The organism is Moorena sp. SIO3A2, assembly GCF_010672265.1.
Taxonomy (GTDB): Bacteria; Cyanobacteriota; Cyanobacteriia; order Cyanobacteriales; family Coleofasciculaceae; genus Moorena; species Moorena producens.
The window spans coordinates 60,777-78,938 of record NZ_JAAHHC010000006.1; the positions used below are offsets into that span (position 1 = coordinate 60,777).

Consider the following 18,162-nt stretch of genomic DNA (forward strand, 5'->3'; position numbering starts at 1 on the left):
ATGCGTAGTGCTATAACTCAGATTAAACTTTTGCTTACCTCTTTTATTCAAAGGTGCGCTTTCCGCATCTAATTATTAAATTCGCCACGGGTCGCACCTAAAAGCACCGATTGCGCTACTTGAGGTGCTGCGCGAACAGTAGCGTGCCCATAGCGCATAAGCACCTCAAGTAGCGTGGCCATTCGCGTAGCGTGGCCATAGGCCAAGGCCTTTGGCTGATAGTCGAAGCCTGTGCCACACTACTTGAGGTACTTTTGAATAAAATAAGCTGACTGCTGACTGCTGACTGCTGAATGCTGACCCTGATGCTAGGAATTGGGAATTGGTAGTTTACGATTACCCATTACCAAATAAAAAATATTTGGGAAATGATTAACCGGACTTTATAGTCGATGATAGGCTAGATATTTTATAGTCATAAGAGATAGTTATAAACTTAGCTTATTATAAACTTTTCACCGCAATATAAACTTCAAAATATTGATTTATTAAAATGCAATTATTCAGTATTAACCTATACATTTGATTATGGTATTCTATCAATTTAAGTAGAACTATGTTAGTGATTTTATGATTTTGATTGGTAATTCTTTGGGAAAAAAGACCAAACGTTTACCGGGAAAAATTAAGAGAGAGTCTTTCCGCATACCGATGCTACATAATTTCTACTATGGGGACTATCTCATCCGACGAGAAAACCATTATAATTCCCTTCCTGCCCTAGCACCAGTAGATTTACCATTGTTGAATTATCTAAACAGACAAGGAACGTTTGTTACTTCTTTAGAAGAGTTAGGAATTTACTCTAAGGAACTGATAGATAATGCTGAGGATATATTACCAAAATTACGGGCATTGCCCATACCGAAAACTCAGTCTTATATAAACTATCGCGAAGAGCTAATTAGTTACCCACAAATTTTCAAGTGGGGACTTAACGAACGATTGCTTGATATTGTAGAAAATTACCTTGGTGTTCCAGTGTTCTTTGTTGGTGTAACCCTTCAAAGGAATATTGCCGATGGAAAACCAGTACATGTCAGGCAATGGCACGTAGATCCAGAAGACTATCGCATGGTGAAAATCATTATCTACTTGAATGATGTGGGGTTAGATGGTGGCCCTTTTGAATATATTCCCAGAAATTTAACCTCATCATTAGCTCAAACCCTGAACTACAATTATTACAGTTCTGGTTTTGTCTCGGATAAAGACATGGCAAGGATTGCGCCTAAATCTATCTGGAACCCTTGCTCAGGACCCTACGGCACAGTAATTTTTACTGACACACGCAGCATTTTCCATCGTCTGAAACCACCTACTGGATCAGAGCGATACTCAATGACTTTTGGCTACACTTCTAGACGACCGATCACAACCTTTGAGAGAATGATCTTCTCTAAAAACCAGTTGCAAGCCATTGCCAGCGGGCTAAGCCAACGACAACAAGATTGTCTCTTTTTAGATTAAAGCTGTGATCATCACAGTGGAGTTGCGCCATGATTAACCCAGCTGTTCGTAAGCATTCAGGGGTCAGCCGTCAGCCGTCAGCGGTCAGCCGTCAGCGGTCAGCCGTCAGCGGTCAGCCGTCAGCCAAAGGCTCACGCTACGCGAACAGCTTTGTGGAAATAACTCAGAGTGAAGTACCCCAACCTGCAACGCTCTCGGTTGGGGCTTCCAATTCTCAACTCAAATCAGGGACGGTCTTATTCGTCAAAAGGGTTTCCCGCGCGCGTCCCCGACGCCTCTAAAAGCCGCGCTAATATTGGTCTTACTCAGCGTCCACAGGCAGACATCCGCCTTCTAAGGACGTATAACTTTCACGACAGACTTACCTTGGAATTACAGCACTATGACTAACCAGCTGGGGCAAGTCTCTTCCCTGAGCTCCGCTAGTACTTTTATACCTTTTGGCCTAAAACTGATTGGATATTAGACCGTTTGCAAGGTAGCCTTTTAGTCGGTCAGGCGGGTCAGCAACCATAATTATTATAGCATGATTCGTCAAGATTTGTCACAACTTGTCGTTTCGCTATCCATCCCCAACCTGAACGTTCGCGTAGCCTGGCCAAAGGCCAGGTTGGGGAATTCCGCGAATCTTGTTAAACAAATGGTTAGCTGTTTTATTCAAAAGCTGAAAGCTGAAAGCTGATACGCGACACGCTGATAGCACCTCAAGTAGCACCATCTGTAGCCCATAAGCTGTTGGCGTAGCCTGCGCGTAGCCCATTAGCTGATACGCGACACGCTGATACGCGACACGCTGATAACTGAATGCTAACTGAATGCTTACGAGCTGACCATCACCATCTGTAGTGTTTCTGATCTCCCCAGACCTTGGTAGTGATCCGGTCATGGCGTGATGCGGTGATCCGGTCATCCTGTGATCCGGTCATAGCTTGATCATCTCGTAAATTTTCAAAAATCAGTCCTACCCTGAGCGATCGCAGACCTTTGATGTTAGGATTTGACTCGTAACCGTAAATTATACGGATATAAGCAAAGATACAGGGAATTGTATCTTTGTGAGGAGTGTTCAACAAAGGAATAAGAGGCTTGTGGTAGATTCTAAACGATTGTCTGGGCAGTTGTTCAACTTAACGGGAACTAAACTCCTATATATTCTATCAATCGGCTTAACTCTGGGTGCATTAATTCTGGATGGGACAGCAGCTCGCTCCCTGATCGCAGGTAACTCCATCACCATACCCCTGTTGATCTGTGCTCTGGTCACTACTGGGATTGGATATCGAGCAGTCCCCTTTCTACAAGCACTCAAAATGGGTCAGATTATTCGTCAAGAGGGTCCCCAATCCCATTTACAGAAAGCGGGTACCCCCACCATGGGTGGCATATTTTTTGTGCCGGTAGCGGTGGTGATTGCCCTGGTGTGGTCAGGATTATTCCTCCCACAGCAGGATTTTACCCCAGTCCTAGCGGTATCCCTAGCCACCCTTGGCTATCTGTTAATCGGCTGGGTGGACGATTGGCAAGTAGTCCAACGCCGTTCTAATAAAGGGATGTCACCGAGAATGAAACTGGCCTTACAAATTGTGGTCAGTTTACTGTTTTGTATATGGTTAGCACAAACGCAGCCAGCCAGTATCACTAACATCACCCTACCCTTGGGAATCGTCTTACCCTTGGGATTTTTGTTTTGGCCCCTGGGTATATTTGTGCTATTAGCAGAAAGTAATGCTACTAATCTTACCGATGGAGTGGATGGACTAGCAGCAGGAACCTGTGCGATCGCATTTTTAGGACTAGCTGCCCTGATTGCTCCAACCTCCCTTGGTTTAATGGTCTTCTGTGCTTGTATGAGTGGCAGTTGCCTGGGTTTTATTGCCCACAACTGCAATCCCGCCAAAGTCTTTATGGGGGATACCGGTTCTCTAGCCCTAGGAGGAGCACTAGCAGCAGTAGGACTTTTGACTGGGAACCTTTGGGGTTTATTTATAATTAGTGGTATTTTCTTCCTAGAAGCCGTCTCAGTGATTGCTCAAGTTAGTTACTATAAAGCCACCAAAGATGCCAATGGGGTGGGTAAACGTTTATTAAAAATGTCACCGTTCCACAATCATCTGGAACTTTCTGGCTGGTCAGAGACCCAGATAGTGGCGGTATTTTATTTAGTTAATGGGCTTCTGGTCTTGTTGTGTTTGGGGTAACCAACCTACAACAGCTAGCTCATAAACGGACTGGATCATTAGTGTGGAAAAATTCCTCCCCCCAATCTCGTTAAGGGGGGAGTTTTTGCTGAAGGTTTACCTGACTTGACGAATAGGTAATATTATCTCCGGTTGAATAGTTACACTTTGGCAAATCGAAAGCATTTGGCATTTGGCATTTGGCATTTGGCAGAAGAAAAGGAGTAATGTCTAAAGGGAAATGGTTTTTTATCATTAATTATCCGGACATGATATAAGCCGCGATCGCGAATTAGCCAACTCTAGCAACACTCAAGTATCAAAGGTCAACATTGAAACTGTTACCTTTCAGAGTTAATTTCCGTCACCACCCATAAATCAGGCAGTCTAGAGGAATTTACTTCAGTTTTTACTCCCGCTTCCCTTTTAAAAAAAATTCGGTCAAGTTTTGGTTAACGCCAATCCTTGACCGAATTATTTATTGCCATTTTCCACGCTTCACAGCCTAGCTGCACCTCAAGCCACTAGTGAAACCACCGAATCATGTTAGTTGTGCTCTACTTAGCCGGTCAATTGTCGGAATCCACAACACACTAAATTATCCTTGAAACTTGAGGCTTCGTCTTAGCCAGGGATTGGAATCCCTGGCAAATTACTATCTTAATCTAGCTTAATCTAGCAGCACATATCGAATCAAAATACTGATCACCTCTCCAGGATTTTCAGTAGGTTGAGGTGTGCTCCAATCATTAACCTGCGCGTAACCAACGGCATAAAGTGTAGAAATTGTGTTCCGAACAGCTTGGGGAGAACCACTTAAGATATGTTTGATTTGTTCCCGTCGTCGCTGTCCCTCACCAGAGGGCTTAGGCACACTAGGCTGGTTGGGATTATCACCAGGGTTGGGGACGAAATTTTGAGCCATAATGATTCGTTTCCTTTTGCTGAAAATTGCAATATATTTATTGTATACTTTGACGACGTTAAGGTCACTTATTTTTGATATTAATTTAAATTAATTAATATTTTAAGGTTGAACAAAATATTGAATTGCTAATAAATTAGGGAGTCGGGAGTCGGGAGTCGGGAGTCGGGAATCGGGAATCGGGAATCGGAACCCACCCCTAACCCCTCCCAGGAGGGGAACGGGAATCGGGAGTCGGGAATCGGGAGTCGGGAATCGGGGTGGGGAAAATTGACTGGAGCTGATCACGATTACAGACGCGATCGCATATATCAAACAGTCGGGAGATCCCAGTCGGGGCGGGGAAAATTGACTGGACTATTTCACCAATACTTTCGCGATCGCATATATCAAACAGCTTTGTAGCACAGGCTTCGACGCTGTGACCTAAATCAGAGCCTAGAAACTCCTCAAAATATGTATCCAAATCTACCAAAATATCCGGGATAATTCTCCCCATCTCCCCATTTACCCATTTCCCGACTCCCCTCGACTCCCGACTCCCGACTCCCTATTCCCTCTTCTCTGTTCTCTGTTCCCTATTCCCTGTTCCCTGTTCCCTGTTCCCTGCTCCGAACGCGCCCCGCGTGACCCACGGCCTCAGTCCCTGCTCCCTAAAGACCGCTATACTTCATTCTTTTTCTCCCACAACAAATAAAATAACAAAAGAAAAAACAGCAATAATTATGTCCCTAATTTCCCTAATTAGCTATTTATCTAATCGAATAATAATCCCATAGTATTCCAGGCAAAGGGCTGGCATCCAAAGGAAAAATGACGAATAACCAATTACTACTACCTAAAAGACACAAGGCATTTTTAATGTCCCTAAGCCTTTTAAAAACCCCTTGCATACCTAAAAAAAACCGCCTAGTATGTAATTGTGATTAGGAAATAATTAACCTGACACAAACCAAAAATAAATGGCTCTCCTAGATTAAGTGTGGTAAATTAGTATAAAAAATCTGAGGGGGTGACGAAATAAGCTAAAACGCAGATTCTATAAGCGACATAGCCCTTAAACCTCGTTGATAATACTTTCGTTTATTAGGATTTAATTTCATTAATTCGGTTACTAATTCTAGACAAACATCCTTAAACTTTATCCAGGTTTGACCATATAAACCAACGTAAAAACTGGACGGTGCGCGCCTCCAAGGCCGGGGAACCCGGCCTTGGGTCGCACCGCTATGTCTCCGCTCCATACGTCCATATTCTTTTACACGACCCACATAACTTTGGATTCCTTTACGTTTAATATGTTGACCTTTAAAAGTTGCAGAAGTATAAGCTATAGATATCAATAAAACTATAGAAATAAACCGTTTACCCTCAACTTTAGTGTTTTCTAAATTATAACCACCACTCTTGAAATCTCTAAACACTCTATATTAAATCTTTTTTTGTAAGCGGAAATTGCCAACTCTAATTTATCAAAGTTTGTCAAAATAAACCATCCTTCTTTGGCCTTGGCCTTTGGGCCACGCTGCGCGAATGGCCACGCTACGCGAACGGCGCTCTTCCTTTGAGTTTACGTTGCCACTTACCAGCAACATTAAAACTGGAAAAACCACGGGTTTTGGTAACTTTAACTCCTTGTCTTGATGCAGTCGCTCATGGGGTTTACCCCATGAGCGACTGCATCAAGAAGCGGGATAACTTTTGACAAGATTATTTGTTGTTCTGTTAAATTACTACTCCCTTTGGCAACAAAGTAAAATATACTGGAAACGCCCTTTTCTCCCAAATTAAGCTAACCATTAATAAATTGATGGAACCCCAATTCGTTCTATCAATTGCTAAATAAATTATTTGATTATCAGTAAAGTAGGTTTTCAATCAGTCTTCAACTATTGGCAACCAAACTTTGTCAAGTGTTAGATTGGGAGATCATAAAAATCTTTTAATTATTTTTATTATACTTTCAAATTTAATCGGTAAAGGGAGAGCATTGGCTAACTTTTATAAACTCACTTTTTTAATTGACTGTAAGAGATTGACGAAAATTTTTAAGGAAATATATTCGGCTAGAGTAAATTTCCTTGTTAGGTGGTTTTGGTATAATGTGGGTAACATTGTTAATAGGTAGGTTTTGTTGCAAATAAAAGACCTACCTTTTTTTACCATTTTATGGTATAATAGCGGTTTTTAATCTAGTAAGGTACAAGTTTTTGGGTTTTAGGGAGCAGGGACTTCGGAAGAGGGAAGAGGGAAGAGGGAAGAGGGAAGAGGGAAGAGGGAAGAGGGAAGAGGTAAAAAAATATGTGTACCTCATGAGGATAAAAAGCGCTATATACCATTTTTTGATTCAGCAACGCCGGATTTCTTGGTGTTATGAGAAATCACGATTGGGTTTGATGATATAGCAATTTTCATTTTGGTGAGGTACTTTGCTTATCCTTTTAAGGCAGAGGGCAGAAGTAATAAGACATTAATTTTGAAGCTTTTAAAGGCAATGAGCTCCAATAAAGACTGTACCTCATAGGTATGATAAAAGCGGTTATAGCGTTTGAGATCTGAAGGGGTACATTCAATTTTCCCGCTTAGCCAGTCCCGACTCCCTCGGTGCGCTTTCCGTAGGCGAATTAAATTCGCCACGGGTCGCACCGCTCCCGACTCCCTCGGTGCGCTTGACCCGTAATTAAATTCGCCACGGGTCGCACCGCTCCCGACTCCCTTAATGGAGTGTGGCGAGATGGGGGAGAGGGGCATTGCACATTACCCCAAAATTCAGTTTTATTAAGTTTTGTATACTAATTAAGGTAAAAGCGAAGGTAGAAGCGATCGCATAATCATGATCACAAAGGTGCAAATATGGGTAAACATAATGGTTATAGCTGTCTTTTTCCTCTCAGGCTGTGGTGATGGTGACCCCAAGAGCGAGACTAAGCCTACAGCAGGGAATGGCAAGCTGCAATTTCGGGCTAACGGTGAAGACTTTGTCCGACAGGGCTTTGTTTCCAAAGACCGTTGGCAAATATCTTTCGATCGGGTTTACATCAACCTAGCGGACATGACAGCTTACCAAACTAACCCTCCCTTTAACCCCGATACAGTAAAGGAAATCTCAGTCCAAGAGAAAATTATCCTGCCCAATCCCAAAACCATCGATTTAGCGGAGGGGGGAGAGAATGCCGAGCCAATTCTGATTGCTGAGATAGCTGATGCACCAACTGGTCATTACAATGCTCTTTCCTGGAAAATGGTCAAAGCCAAGACTGGTCCAGCAATGGGTCAAACTTTGGTTATGGGTGGTAAAGCCAGTAAGCAGGGACAAACCATTGATTTTGTGATCAAACTCGACCAAGAGATTGAATACCGGTGTGGTGAATTTATCGGTGATCAGCGCAAAGGGATTCTAGCCAAGGATGGCAAAGCTGAGATAGAAGCTACCTTCCACTTCGATCACATTTTTGGCGATAGTGATGCGACCGCCAATGACCCCCTCAACACTGGTGCGATCGGATTTGAGCCATTAGCTGCACTCGCTAAGGACGGCAAACTAGAGGTGACCATGGCTCAGCTTCAATCAGCACTCCCAGCTCGCACCTATCAGCAGCTTACTCAAGACATTCTGCCTAACCTAGGTCATGTCGGTGAAGGTCACTGTAAATCCACACCAATTTCCAAGTCATGACTTACCCAACACCCTTACTCCAAACCCCAGAATCTTTTAACCTAAATTCGTGATCAAAACAAGGAAAAATCGAGAGGTACTGCTATATAGTGCTACGCGCAAGGCAGAAGGAATCCCCCCTAACCCCCCTTATTAAGGGGGGCGGGCAGAAGGCAGAAGTTGACTCTAACAAGGTTTTAGAAGTAAGAGTTGTCCTAACCTTAGTGCGTACTGCTATAAAAATCAAACCTGATCAGCTCTGACCCATCTAATTTGCATACTCAACAAGAGGGGGAGAGTGGGAGATTCGCAGAGGGTCAGAGGGATTGACGACTTTTCCGGAAAGTAAAAAATGTGCCAATTAAATGCACACTAGCTTAACAGTCAACACTCAACAGTAAAGAATTAAGAATGAAGTGGAAAGGTTTGATCCTACTGAGCCTGGTGTCTGTCTTGAGTTGGTCAGTCAATGCTGAGGCTCACGGCACTAGGCTTGAATCTAAAACTATCCAGGCCATTGAGATTAATGCTAAATACGACACTGGTAAACCGATGTCCAATGCCCAAGTAACCATTTATGCTCCCAATAATCCTACCACCCCTTGGCAGACCGGGACTAGTGACACCAACGGCAGGTTTATCTTTGCTCCCGATTACGCTCAGCAAGGAAATTGGACAATTCAGGTGCGCCAAGCTGGTCACGGTGGCATGATTACTATTACTCTCGGTGAAGAGAATTCTGCTGTAGCGGGTCAGTCATCAGCAGCGGGTAACTCCCTAATGATCTCATCAACCAGTCCTAGTTACACCCCTGTTCAGAGAATGCTCATGGCAGCTGCTGGTGTCTGGGGATTTGTGGGTACAGCACTCTTTTTCTTAGGGAGGAAAACTAATGCACATTCCTGATGGTATTCTCCCTGCTTCTGTCTGTCTTGCTGGTTATGCAGCTACTGGTGGACTCACTTGGTATGCCCTACGTCGAATTGATCAACATAAAAACCCCCAGGAGGCAATTCCCAGAGCATCCTTACTGACCGCTGCCTTTTTTGTAGCATCCTCAATTCACCTCCCCATCCCACCAGCGAGTGTCCATTTCGTTCTTAATGGCTTGTTAGGGGCAATTTTAGGTTATTATGCCGTTCCTGCCATTCTGATTGGTTTGTTCTTTCAAGCAGTTATGTTCCAGCATGGTGGACTCTCCACCCTCGGGATAAATGCAGCCATGATGGGAGTATCAGCCATCTTGGCTTATCACCTGTTCCAATTGCGGCGGGTGTTTGGTAAAGGCAATCGAATTGTTACTGCTATCTTCAGCTTCTTGGCGGGTGCTGCTGGCTTGGGAGTGGCGACGCTAATATTCTTCGTCCTAGTCATTACCAATATTCCTGCTAATTTTAATGTGGCAGCAGAACGGACAGCAATTTACGGGCTAATGGTTGCTCATATTCCCCTGATGGTGATCGAGGGGTCGTTTTCAGCGGCAGTGGTGTTATTTTTGCAGCGAGTTCAACCAGAATTGCTAGGGGAATCGGGAAGGGGAAGCAAATACGATATCAAAAGTCAAAAATAATTTTAGACTAATTGGGGCTTCTGCCACTGCCCCCTCTCCCCTCTCTTCCCCTGAAGCTAAGTCCTTTTTAAGACCTTACAGAACACCACTAGTGGCTAGACCTAAGATGACACCAGCCCCTAGGATGTGACCCAGGCTAGTAGTTGCCAAGAGTTCAGGGATACCAAAATTGGCAAACAGTCCAGAGGCACCAGGTAAAGCTGGGCCTTGACCGGGGTTTTTGATGGCAAAGCGACCAACAGTAATCGCAAACAGATTACACAAAATCATTACTATCCCCACTGTGGGACTCCACTCTGGGGTCACCGGAACAGAGGTTTCCACAGCAGCTAACAAAATTGAGTTAATCAATGCAGTTTCTCCCATATTTGATAAATTGATCAGCAATCAAAGCAACTAAGCAATCAGTAATCAGCAATCAGCAATCAGCAATCAGCAATCAGCAATCAGCTTTTGAATAAAACAGGTAAGCTTTGGCCTGTGGCCACGCTACGGTAACGTTTAATCTGAGTTACGGCTGACGGCTGACAGCTGACAGCTGAATGCTTACCAAAGCAATCATAAGAATTTTCGGGGAGAAAAGTCTCAACTTGTTTTAAGAATTTACATTTAGGACTTACGCATTTGCACCCGTTGGTCCCCCAGAGGGGGACTTTGACATCATTACCCCTCCCGGTGCGCTTTCCGTTGGCGAATTTAATTCGCCACGGGTCGCACCGAAAAATTGGGGGGCTAGGGGGGCGAAATCAACTTAACCGCCTAAGTCCTGACATTTTGAGAGCGATCACAGCCTCAGAATTTATGTAAAGTTATGCAAATTTTGGTAAATTGTATAGAGTACCTATATCTTGAGCAGTTTTCCAGTGACTCAATCTGACCAGAGTCAGCCAGTAAAAGTAAACCAGATGGCTGTATGGGGAATCTTTAGTTCAACCTTCCTAACCATCTTTCTAGCGGAGATGGGAGACAAGACCCAATTGGCAACACTACTAATCACTGCTGAATCCCAGTCTCCATTGATTGTGTTTGTTGGTGCTGCCGCAGCACTGATATCTACTAGTTTGCTAGGTGTACTGATTGGTCATTGGCTCGCTAAGCGCTTCTCCCCTGAGATGATAGATACTGCTGCCGGAACACTTTTACTGTTGATATCAGTTATGCTTCTGTGGGATGCAATCAAACTGAATTAGTATTAGTTAGATGGTTGAAGGTTAGACGGTTGAAGGTTAGACGGTTGAAGGTTAGACGGTTGAAGGTTGTTCGCGTAGCGTGGCCGAAAGGCCAAGGTTGAAGGTTGGAGGTTTAAAGTTGAAGGTTAGATGCTTTAAGGTTAGACGATGGATTGGCAATTACTAGGACTAAGTTTCCTAACGGTATTTTTAGCTGAAATTGGAGACAAAAGCCAATTGGCAGCGATCGCACTCAGTGGTAGTCTCAATTCCCCCCGTACTGTGTTTTTGGGAACTATAGCGGCACTGATACTTGCTAGCTTTCTGGGAGTAGTAGCTGGGGGAGGGGTGGCTCATCTATTACCTACTCGTCTACTTAAAGCGATCGCAGCCATTGGCTTTGCTTTGATGGCATTACGGCTATTGTGGCCTTCAGAAGGAACGGTGGAGGATTGATCCCCCACCACCCCACCTCCCTTTCACCCGATTAACCTGACAATCATTTCGACGAGCATTAATCACCTCTGGGGTTAGGGGGAGTGTGGGAGCAGGTCACGAACACACCAATCTACGATAGTCTTGATAGCACCAGCTAAGTAGTGTAGTCCCTCCGATTAACTTGATTGCTTCTAGCAGCCAGTAGCCTTCATGCATTTGCACCATTCCTGCTGGCATGCCACTCACTGGCTCTAGAAGATTCAGTTGTAGAGCCATAGCGCTCATCTGGGGTGTCATGATGTAGGTATAAATGATTGCGATCCCTAGCATGAGCAGGGATAATAAAATAGACCAGCGTCTGACGTAATGATAAAGATTAGAACTACCACGCAGCACTAGGAGGCTAGCTAATATTAAAGCGCCACACAAAAGCTCAACACGATTAAATGTCCAGAAGATTGAATAGCCAGCTGTAGCAAAACTAGCTTGACTCATCATGCCAGCTGTAGACATGCATGGCATGATCACAAAGTCTATAACCAAACTGCTACTCAGCCAAAACCCTAAAGCAAACATGGCAATGGTTCGCCAGCGGCTTTGCTGTGAATCCACGCCAAAAACAGCGTTCATAAAATTTCCTCTACTTTCTATCCTGCTCTTAGCTTAACCAATTGTTTTTGGAAAAAGTGTGAAGTATTTTTGCAAACAAAAGTATTTTTGCAAACAAATTTTAAATTAATTGTCAGGACTAATCTCAAATCCAGTTGAGTAATACTGTAAGCATATGCGCGTAGCGCATATGCTTACGATAAATTTTCTTGAACTGTCTGTTGCAGTTGTTGGGTCAACATCTCCACTGTAGCTGCTCGGTTTTGTCTGTAGGACTCAAAATGCTCTTTGAGGTTTATGGGGTCTCCAATGCGGAGCTTCGCTTTCCGGTGTCCTTTCGGCAAAGGTCGATCAAACTTAAACACTTCCCGCTCTAGTCGAGTCAGGGTATCTAAAAAACGCTCTGGTGTAGGGGAGGCCGCAACATAACCATCGTAAATTGCATCAAAGTTCAGCAGGCGGAGAGTAGCTTGGTAAATTGATTCATAAGTCGTTTCATCAAACTGTTCTAACTCTTGAGCACGGGATTTTAAGACTGACTGAATTTTATACACTCGTTCTCGGATTGGTGTCATGGTTGCCGGTGTTAGCTCTAGCTTCTGTTCACACTCACTCAACAGATGAGTTTTGAGCTGGTTAATCCGTTGGTTCCAATCCATCTGAGTGGTTTGGTCTAGATTCAGGTCATATTCAGTCTCCAAGCGAAGAATTACTTGCTCAGCCACAGCCCGTAAACGCCCATAGAAGTTTGGTGCGATCGCATTAATGTTGAACGCCTTCTCTAGACGGGACAGGGTCTGATCAATCACTGGCTTCATGGAATCAGTGTAGTGGTACTTCAGACTTACCGGTACTAAATAGAGATTAGGAACAGGTTCACCCTGTTTGACCATTTGGTTCATTGCTTGTAGAGGCAGTTGAATAGCTCCCGTTCGGAAGGGCATAACCGTATCATTTTGATAAGAGCAGCCGCCTTCGGGGAAAATTACCAAATCACAACTCGGTTGCTTCAGTAACTTTAGGGTTTGGGCAATGCTGGCGCGATCGCCTAAACCCCGTCTAATCGAGTAGGCTCCCATCAGGGGCAGAAATTTTTTGTTCCATCCCCGGAAACTCTCGTAAGCCACAACATAGTGAAACAGTTGCCCTAACCGAGTTGATAACAGAAACAGAACCACCCCATCATCAAGGGTAGGATGATTCGGGAGATAAACCACCCGTTCCTCTTCCAACCGAGCCAGTTTCTCTAGGTCCGTAGACTCAACCACTAACTTCAGTTTATAAAAATTATCGGCGAGTAGATCAGAAAAGCTTTGACAGAGGCGGGTTAATACGGGATTGAGCCTAGGTGGATAGAATTGAGGGCTTGACAAAACAGACATAGGATGTATTCCAAGAGGAGATCGGAAGATCACGGAGATGGGGAAATAATAAATACTAGTTTGACTTTAAATACTTGATTTTGCCATTGTGCATGGTGCCATGCTTCCCCACCTTTACTCCCTTCGTGATTTTCCTCACTACAGACAGATGCCATAGTTGTACAGGATCAATTATGCTTTCCCTACTAACCTTTTACCTTAGAATTATCAAATAACAAGAATCATCACTAGTGTCAACATGTTAGATGGTGAAATCAAAGAAAAGACGGCCTCATATACCACCGCGTCACCCTTGATCCCAGCTCTAAAGAGATTGAGCTTCCGTGCGCCCCTTCTGTTTTCGGTAAACTTGCTCAAAATTACTATAGCCTTAGTCTTATCCTTAGTAATTTTGGATACTCCCTCAACCCAAGCCGTTCAGTTAGCGGATGGCAGAGTTTCATTTGAGAAATCTCCTAGGTTGTTGGATGCAGTAACTACCTTTAATCAAGCTGATGTTCGAGGAGGAACATACTATTTCACCGTGGACTTACCAGGGGATATAGGTGAACCACTCCAAAGATTAACCATTAATCAGCGTCAAGGAGGATATAAGATTCGATTCTATCCCGAGAAATCCTCAGCATTTGAAGGAACCTACCAAGACCGGGGTCAGCCGTTATCTCTGGGAAGGGTAACAAAAGACGACTCAACCAAAACAATTTCAGTTACCTTCGATCCACCAGTAAACCCAGGAAAAACCATTACAGTTGGGCTTCGTCCTGTTCGTAATCCACGATGGGGTGGTGTCTATCTGTTTGGGGTTACAGCTTTCCCCCCTGGAGATAGGCCCTATGGTTTATATTTAGGTGTTGGACGTTTACAGTTCTACTCTCCCGCCGGAGACAGGCTCAATTCTAGATAACATCTTCGGAAAATTTATGGCATGTTAATTGTTAATTAATTGTTAATTTTAAATTGTTAATGATCAAGTGACACTTAACAATTTAAAATTAACACAATCAATCATTTTAAAAATCCTTAACCAGACTTGATTTAACCTTTTGCCTGATTATGGGACAAACCATTATTCAAGTAGACGCTTTCACCAGTAAACCCTTTACAGGAAATCCTGCTGCTATCTGTGTTTTACCAACTGCCCAAGATGACAGCTGGATGCAAAACGTAGCCCGAGAGATGAATTTATCTGAAACCGCATTTCTAGTCAAGCAAGAGGATGGTTTCAATTTGCGTTGGTTTACACCAACAGTGGAAGTCTTCTTATGCGGTCACGCCACCCTAGCTAGTGCTCATGTTCTCTGGTCAGAGGGACATGTCTCCCCTGATCAAACGATTCGGTTCTACACCAAGAATGAATTGCTGATAGCTCAGCGCCAGGGTGAGTGGATTCAACTGGATTTCCCGGTGATTCCCTCAGAAGTTATCAGTACTCCAGAAGCACTCAGCCAAGCCTTAGGTGTACCCATCAAGTGGGTTGGGAAAAATTCCCTAGGCTATTTGGTGGAGGTCGAGTCGGAAGAGTTGGTCAAGCAGATGCAGCCCAATTTCCAACTGATGAAAACCTTACCTCTGTTTACAGTAACTGTTACTAGTTGGGCTGACAGTGATTCAGAATACGACTTTGTTTACCGATTCTTTGCCCCCAGAGTGGGAATTGATGAAGACCCAGTTACAGGTTCTGCCCATTGTTGTCTCGCTCCCTTCTGGCGCGAGCGCAATAGTAAAGATGAGTTCTTAGCCTACCAAGCCTCCTCTCGGGGTGGTGTAGTAAAGGTTAACTATACCGGTAGCGATCGCGTTTTTCTGAGTGGACAAGCAGTTACTATCCTGCGCTCAGAATTGGTAATCTGAATTTTTGAATTAAGAATGTAGAATTAAGAATTAAGAATGTAGAATGTAGAATTAAGAATGTAGAATTAAGAATGTAGAATTAAAAATGTAGAATGTAGAATTAAGAATGTAGAATTCTAAATTCGGCCTTCTAAATTCTGCATTCTAAATTCTGCATTCTGACAGACAACCTTGGCCAAAAGGCCACGCGATCGCGTTCAACCAAACAACCTTCAACCTTCAACCTTCAACCTTCAACCTTCAACCAGACCCAGAACCCACTGCCTCAGAAATTGAACTCATGCCTCTTTCCTCCAACTTCTGCAACAGCCCTTGCAGAATCTGCCTTACCATCCATGGACCGTTATAAATCCAACCCGTGTACACCTGAATTAGACTAGCACCTGCAGTAATCTTCTCCCAAGCATCCTCCGCCGTAAAAATCCCTCCAACCCCTATAATCGGTAAAGTTCCTTGAGTTTCCTGCCAGATAAATCGAATTACGTCTGTAGAACGTTGACGCAAAGGAGCTCCACTAATCCCCCCAGCTTCTTCCGTTACCGGTTTGCCCGTTGCCGCAATCCGTTGTGTTTTGAGCAGATCCCGACGGATGGTAGTGTTAGTAGCAATAATCCCAGCTAACCCATAGGTTTGGGCAAGCTCAAGCACATCTGCGATCGCATTCCACTCTAAATCCGGGGCAATCTTGACCAGAATCGGCTTTTGGGAAACGTTTTCCTGTTGCAGAGCATCTAAGATCAGACTAAGTTGAGTGGCATCCTGAAGCGATCGCAATCCTGGTGTATTCGGTGAACTCACATTCACCACAAAGTAATCCCCCAATTCCCTCAACAGGCCAAAACTCGACCGATAGTCATCTGCTGCCTCTGCTAGGGGTGTTACTTTAGATTTACCTAGATTAATGCCAATCGGAATAGTTAAACCTGAAGCTTGGATCCGGTTGAAAGTTGTTTGCCCAAGGCGTTCCCTACCGGTAGGTTGTTCGCCCTTGCCTTTCTCTTCCGGTAGGTTCTTTTCTAAACCTGCAACCTGTAACCTGTTAACCTTCAACGGTGGTTGTACCTGTAACCTGTTAACCTTCAACGGTGGTTGTACCTGTAACCTGTTAACCTTCAACGGTGGTTGTACCTGTAACCTGTTAACCTTCAACTGTTCTAATCGAGCAGCCATTGCTGTAGCTCCGAGATTATTAAATCCCATCCGATTCAGAGCAGCTTTGTCCTCTATCAAGCGAAATAGACGAGGACGAGGATTTCCCGGTTGACCATGAAAGGTTACAGTACCGAGTTCAGCAAAGCCAAACCCTAAGCTTCCCCAAATTCCAGCAGCCACACCATCTTTATCAAACCCTGCTGCTAAACCGAGAGGGTTGGGGAAGTTTACTCCCCAGAGGGTTTGTTCAAGGCGAGCATCATTTAGGCAAAACCTTTGCTGTAATTGACCCTGAAGCCAGTGACCTAGAGTAGATTTCTGATTCGATGACAGCCAGCTCAATAGCCCCAGAGTTCTATTGTGTAACCATTCTGGATCTGTCTTCAACCCAGAAAAGAGAATTGGACGAATGGTAGATTGGTAAATATCCATCGTAATGAGTCGGTCAGTAGCTCAGTGCTTAACAAAATACTCCACCATCTGGCTAGTTTTTATTAACAACTGTGGATTTACTTCAATTTTTAATTGCCCCATTCAAACGTCATACTTTGATTGATTCTTTGATTGATTAGTTGCGTTATGGCCAAACCATAAAAAAAAGTCTGTTTTTTCGGTAACTCAAATGACATTTTTTCACTGAAGTACAGTCAATTTTCGCAACCCCTACTCCCTACTCCCTACTCCCTACTCCCTACTCCCTACTCCCTACTCCCTACTCCCTACTCGCTTACCCCCTCCGAAGGGGAGTTAGGTGATTGGTCCTGACGGTAACCATAAAAATCAATCCGATATTCCGTAATCTTTACACCAGTTTGTTCCTCAATTTGCTTGAGCAAGTTTTCCGGTAGTTCTACATAAACATCAAGAATCTGGTTTGTATCCAGGCAATTGACATGGCTATGATTATCGCTGATATTGCCGTACAACCGTCCATCCGAGCGCTCAATACATTCAATAATACCTTGACTAGATAGGGCATCTAAATTCTGGTAAACAGAAGTATGACCAATATCTTTCCCTTGTTGATTCAATCGGTCATAAATGTCTCGCGCTGACAGATGGTCTTTAGCTTCCCATAACAGTTCTAGGATGAAGCGACGTTGACGACTCAGACGCATACCCAGGGTCTGACACTTATCGATAGCATCTTCTAGTGAACGAATTGGTTTAGCAGCTGCCGCTTCTTGTTGCATGACATGAGTTGATGAGTTTAACCAAAAGGAATCCCCTATAAATCTACTGATAGCTCAGCCAGCTATCCAGTTAATCCAGGGCAAGGCTCTTGTGTGATCGGGAACGTAAGTATTCAGCTATCAGCTATCAGCTATCAGCTATCAGCTATCAGCTATCAGCTATCAGCTATCAGCTATCAGCTATCAGCTATCAGCTATCAGCTATCAGCTATCAGCTATCAGCTAATGCGCACGCTACTTGAGGTGCTACAGATGGTGCTTTTGAATAAGCGATGCAGAGGTGCGACCCGTGGCGAATTTAATTACGGGTCAAACGCACCATTACGGTCTTGGGGAGGCAGCGCCGCCAAAGGGGGTTCCCCCCATGACCGCGCTGCCGTGGTTTCCCCCACTCGCGCTTGGGATCAAGACAACAGGTAAGCATTGGAATAATGCTGAGTTACTTTAGCTGACGGCTGACGGCTGACGGCTGACGGCTGACGGCTGAATGCTTACTCGGGAACCAGGAACGGGAAAAGGTAAACGGGGAATACTTTCTGTTCCCAAGTTCCCTATTTTCTAGTTTCTCCTT

The 18,162-nt window shown here is 44.1% G+C and carries 24 protein-coding genes and 1 pseudogene; 11 read left to right on the forward strand and 14 right to left on the reverse strand.

The features are described from left to right. Positions 1-68 precede the first annotated feature (68 nt). Positions 69-206, reverse strand: a complete 138-nt coding sequence (locus F6K64_RS08020) for a hypothetical protein (protein WP_287254599.1) — start codon at positions 204-206, stop codon at positions 69-71. A 364-nt stretch (positions 207-570) separates the two neighbouring features. Between F6K64_RS08020 and F6K64_RS08025 the strand changes: the two genes are divergently transcribed. Together F6K64_RS08025 and F6K64_RS08030 are read left to right on the forward strand one after the other, a co-directional pair. Further along, positions 571-1,470: a phytanoyl-CoA dioxygenase family protein gene (locus F6K64_RS08025; RefSeq protein WP_287265238.1), complete on the forward strand. Its 900-nt coding sequence runs from the start codon at positions 571-573 to the stop codon at positions 1,468-1,470. Positions 1,471-1,499: 29 nt separating this feature from the next. Next, positions 1,500-1,751, forward strand: a complete 252-nt coding sequence (locus tag F6K64_RS08030; RefSeq protein WP_131826982.1) for a hypothetical protein — start codon at positions 1,500-1,502, stop codon at positions 1,749-1,751. A gap of 281 nt (positions 1,752-2,032) precedes the next feature. Here the strand turns inward: F6K64_RS08030 and F6K64_RS08035 are convergent, their stop codons facing one another. Both F6K64_RS08035 and F6K64_RS08040 read right to left on the reverse strand, forming a co-directional pair. Further along, on the reverse strand, positions 2,033-2,230 hold the full coding sequence (locus tag F6K64_RS08035) for a hypothetical protein (protein ID WP_287254595.1): 198 nt from the start codon (positions 2,228-2,230) through the stop codon (positions 2,033-2,035). A gap of 73 nt (positions 2,231-2,303) precedes the next feature. Continuing rightward, entirely contained in the window at positions 2,304-2,543 is a 240-nt protein-coding gene (locus F6K64_RS08040; protein ID WP_131826983.1) for a hypothetical protein, read from the reverse strand. A 15-nt stretch (positions 2,544-2,558) separates the two neighbouring features. Between F6K64_RS08040 and mraY the strand changes: the two genes are divergently transcribed. Further along, on the forward strand, positions 2,559-3,668 hold the full coding sequence (gene mraY / locus F6K64_RS08045) for a phospho-N-acetylmuramoyl-pentapeptide-transferase (RefSeq protein WP_008179230.1): 1,110 nt from the start codon (positions 2,559-2,561) through the stop codon (positions 3,666-3,668). Between the two features lie 649 nt (positions 3,669-4,317). On the opposite strand, the gene F6K64_RS08050 is transcribed toward mraY, so the two are convergent. The 5 genes and pseudogenes from F6K64_RS08050 to F6K64_RS08070 form a co-directional block, all read right to left on the reverse strand. Then, positions 4,318-4,572 carry a hypothetical protein gene (locus tag F6K64_RS08050; protein WP_008179228.1) on the reverse strand — a complete coding sequence of 85 codons (255 nt, stop codon included), beginning with the start codon at positions 4,570-4,572 and terminating at the stop codon, positions 4,318-4,320. Positions 4,573-4,674: 102 nt separating this feature from the next. Beyond that, on the reverse strand, positions 4,675-4,860 hold the full coding sequence (locus F6K64_RS08055) for a hypothetical protein (RefSeq protein ID WP_287265239.1): 186 nt from the start codon (positions 4,858-4,860) through the stop codon (positions 4,675-4,677). Between the two features lie 737 nt (positions 4,861-5,597). Then, positions 5,598-6,570 (reverse strand): annotated as a pseudogene (locus F6K64_RS08060) (transposase family protein); the annotation flags it as partial. 435 nt (positions 6,571-7,005) lie between these two features. Continuing rightward, positions 7,006-7,209, reverse strand: coding sequence for a hypothetical protein (locus tag F6K64_RS08065; protein ID WP_008179222.1), 204 nt, complete (start codon positions 7,207-7,209; stop codon positions 7,006-7,008). After that, entirely contained in the window at positions 7,197-7,328 is a 132-nt protein-coding gene (locus F6K64_RS08070; protein WP_267873691.1) for a hypothetical protein, read from the reverse strand. The genes F6K64_RS08065 and F6K64_RS08070 overlap by 13 nt, the downstream gene beginning before the upstream one ends. A 110-nt stretch (positions 7,329-7,438) precedes the next feature. Here F6K64_RS08070 and F6K64_RS08075 point away from each other — a divergent pair, with 110 nt between their 5' ends. The 3 genes from F6K64_RS08075 (at position 7,439) to cbiM (ending at position 9,797) form a co-directional block, all read left to right on the forward strand. Then, positions 7,439-8,248 carry a DUF4382 domain-containing protein gene (locus F6K64_RS08075; protein ID WP_287265241.1) on the forward strand — a complete coding sequence of 270 codons (810 nt, stop codon included), beginning with the start codon at positions 7,439-7,441 and terminating at the stop codon, positions 8,246-8,248. Positions 8,249-8,638: 390 nt separating this feature from the next. Next, positions 8,639-9,133: a carboxypeptidase-like regulatory domain-containing protein gene (locus F6K64_RS08080; protein WP_287265242.1), complete on the forward strand. Its 495-nt coding sequence runs from the start codon at positions 8,639-8,641 to the stop codon at positions 9,131-9,133. Then, entirely contained in the window at positions 9,120-9,797 is a 678-nt protein-coding gene (cbiM, locus tag F6K64_RS08085; protein WP_287265243.1) for a cobalt transporter CbiM, read from the forward strand. The genes F6K64_RS08080 and cbiM overlap by 14 nt, the downstream gene beginning before the upstream one ends. Before the next feature lie 75 nt (positions 9,798-9,872). Here the strand turns inward: cbiM and psaK are convergent, their stop codons facing one another. Next, entirely contained in the window at positions 9,873-10,163 is a 291-nt protein-coding gene (psaK, locus tag F6K64_RS08090; RefSeq protein ID WP_008179213.1) for a photosystem I reaction center subunit PsaK, read from the reverse strand. A gap of 497 nt (positions 10,164-10,660) precedes the next feature. Between psaK and F6K64_RS08095 the strand changes: the two genes are divergently transcribed. Both F6K64_RS08095 and F6K64_RS08100 read left to right on the forward strand, forming a co-directional pair. Next, positions 10,661-10,987 carry a TMEM165/GDT1 family protein gene (locus F6K64_RS08095; RefSeq protein WP_008179210.1) on the forward strand — a complete coding sequence of 109 codons (327 nt, stop codon included), beginning with the start codon at positions 10,661-10,663 and terminating at the stop codon, positions 10,985-10,987. 147 nt (positions 10,988-11,134) lie between these two features. Continuing rightward, positions 11,135-11,422 carry a TMEM165/GDT1 family protein gene (locus F6K64_RS08100; RefSeq protein ID WP_008179209.1) on the forward strand — a complete coding sequence of 96 codons (288 nt, stop codon included), beginning with the start codon at positions 11,135-11,137 and terminating at the stop codon, positions 11,420-11,422. Between the two features lie 96 nt (positions 11,423-11,518). Here F6K64_RS08100 and F6K64_RS08105 read toward each other — a convergent pair whose 3' ends face one another. The 3 genes from F6K64_RS08105 to F6K64_RS08115 all read right to left on the reverse strand — a co-directional run bounded on the left by F6K64_RS08105 (position 11,519) and on the right by F6K64_RS08115 (position 13,550). Continuing rightward, positions 11,519-12,034: a DUF4149 domain-containing protein gene (locus F6K64_RS08105; protein WP_008179207.1), complete on the reverse strand. Its 516-nt coding sequence runs from the start codon at positions 12,032-12,034 to the stop codon at positions 11,519-11,521. Positions 12,035-12,207: 173 nt separating this feature from the next. Next, positions 12,208-13,395: a 1-acyl-sn-glycerol-3-phosphate acyltransferase gene (locus tag F6K64_RS08110; protein ID WP_008179206.1), complete on the reverse strand. Its 1,188-nt coding sequence runs from the start codon at positions 13,393-13,395 to the stop codon at positions 12,208-12,210. 29 nt (positions 13,396-13,424) lie between these two features. Continuing rightward, complete coding sequence (locus F6K64_RS08115; protein WP_267871979.1) at positions 13,425-13,550, reverse strand: hypothetical protein; 126 nt, start codon at positions 13,548-13,550, stop codon at positions 13,425-13,427. 83 nt (positions 13,551-13,633) lie between these two features. On the opposite strand from F6K64_RS08115, the gene F6K64_RS08120 reads away from it, so the two are divergent. Both F6K64_RS08120 and F6K64_RS08125 read left to right on the forward strand, forming a co-directional pair. Further along, positions 13,634-14,299 carry a DUF2808 domain-containing protein gene (locus F6K64_RS08120; RefSeq protein ID WP_008179204.1) on the forward strand — a complete coding sequence of 222 codons (666 nt, stop codon included), beginning with the start codon at positions 13,634-13,636 and terminating at the stop codon, positions 14,297-14,299. 149 nt (positions 14,300-14,448) lie between these two features. Then, positions 14,449-15,246, forward strand: coding sequence for a PhzF family phenazine biosynthesis protein (locus F6K64_RS08125; protein WP_008179202.1), 798 nt, complete (start codon positions 14,449-14,451; stop codon positions 15,244-15,246). Between the two features lie 240 nt (positions 15,247-15,486). On the opposite strand, the gene F6K64_RS08130 is transcribed toward F6K64_RS08125, so the two are convergent. Next, positions 15,487-16,800 (reverse strand): quinone-dependent dihydroorotate dehydrogenase, encoded by a 1,314-nt coding sequence (locus F6K64_RS08130; protein ID WP_438941755.1) that lies wholly within the window; start codon positions 16,798-16,800, stop codon positions 15,487-15,489. A gap of 317 nt (positions 16,801-17,117) precedes the next feature. After that, positions 17,118-17,591, reverse strand: coding sequence for a Fur family transcriptional regulator (locus F6K64_RS08135; protein ID WP_008179196.1), 474 nt, complete (start codon positions 17,589-17,591; stop codon positions 17,118-17,120). Positions 17,592-17,684: 93 nt separating this feature from the next. Between F6K64_RS08135 and F6K64_RS08140 the strand changes: the two genes are divergently transcribed. Next, on the forward strand, positions 17,685-18,011 hold the full coding sequence (locus F6K64_RS08140) for a hypothetical protein (protein ID WP_008179194.1): 327 nt from the start codon (positions 17,685-17,687) through the stop codon (positions 18,009-18,011). Positions 18,012-18,162 lie beyond the last annotated feature (151 nt).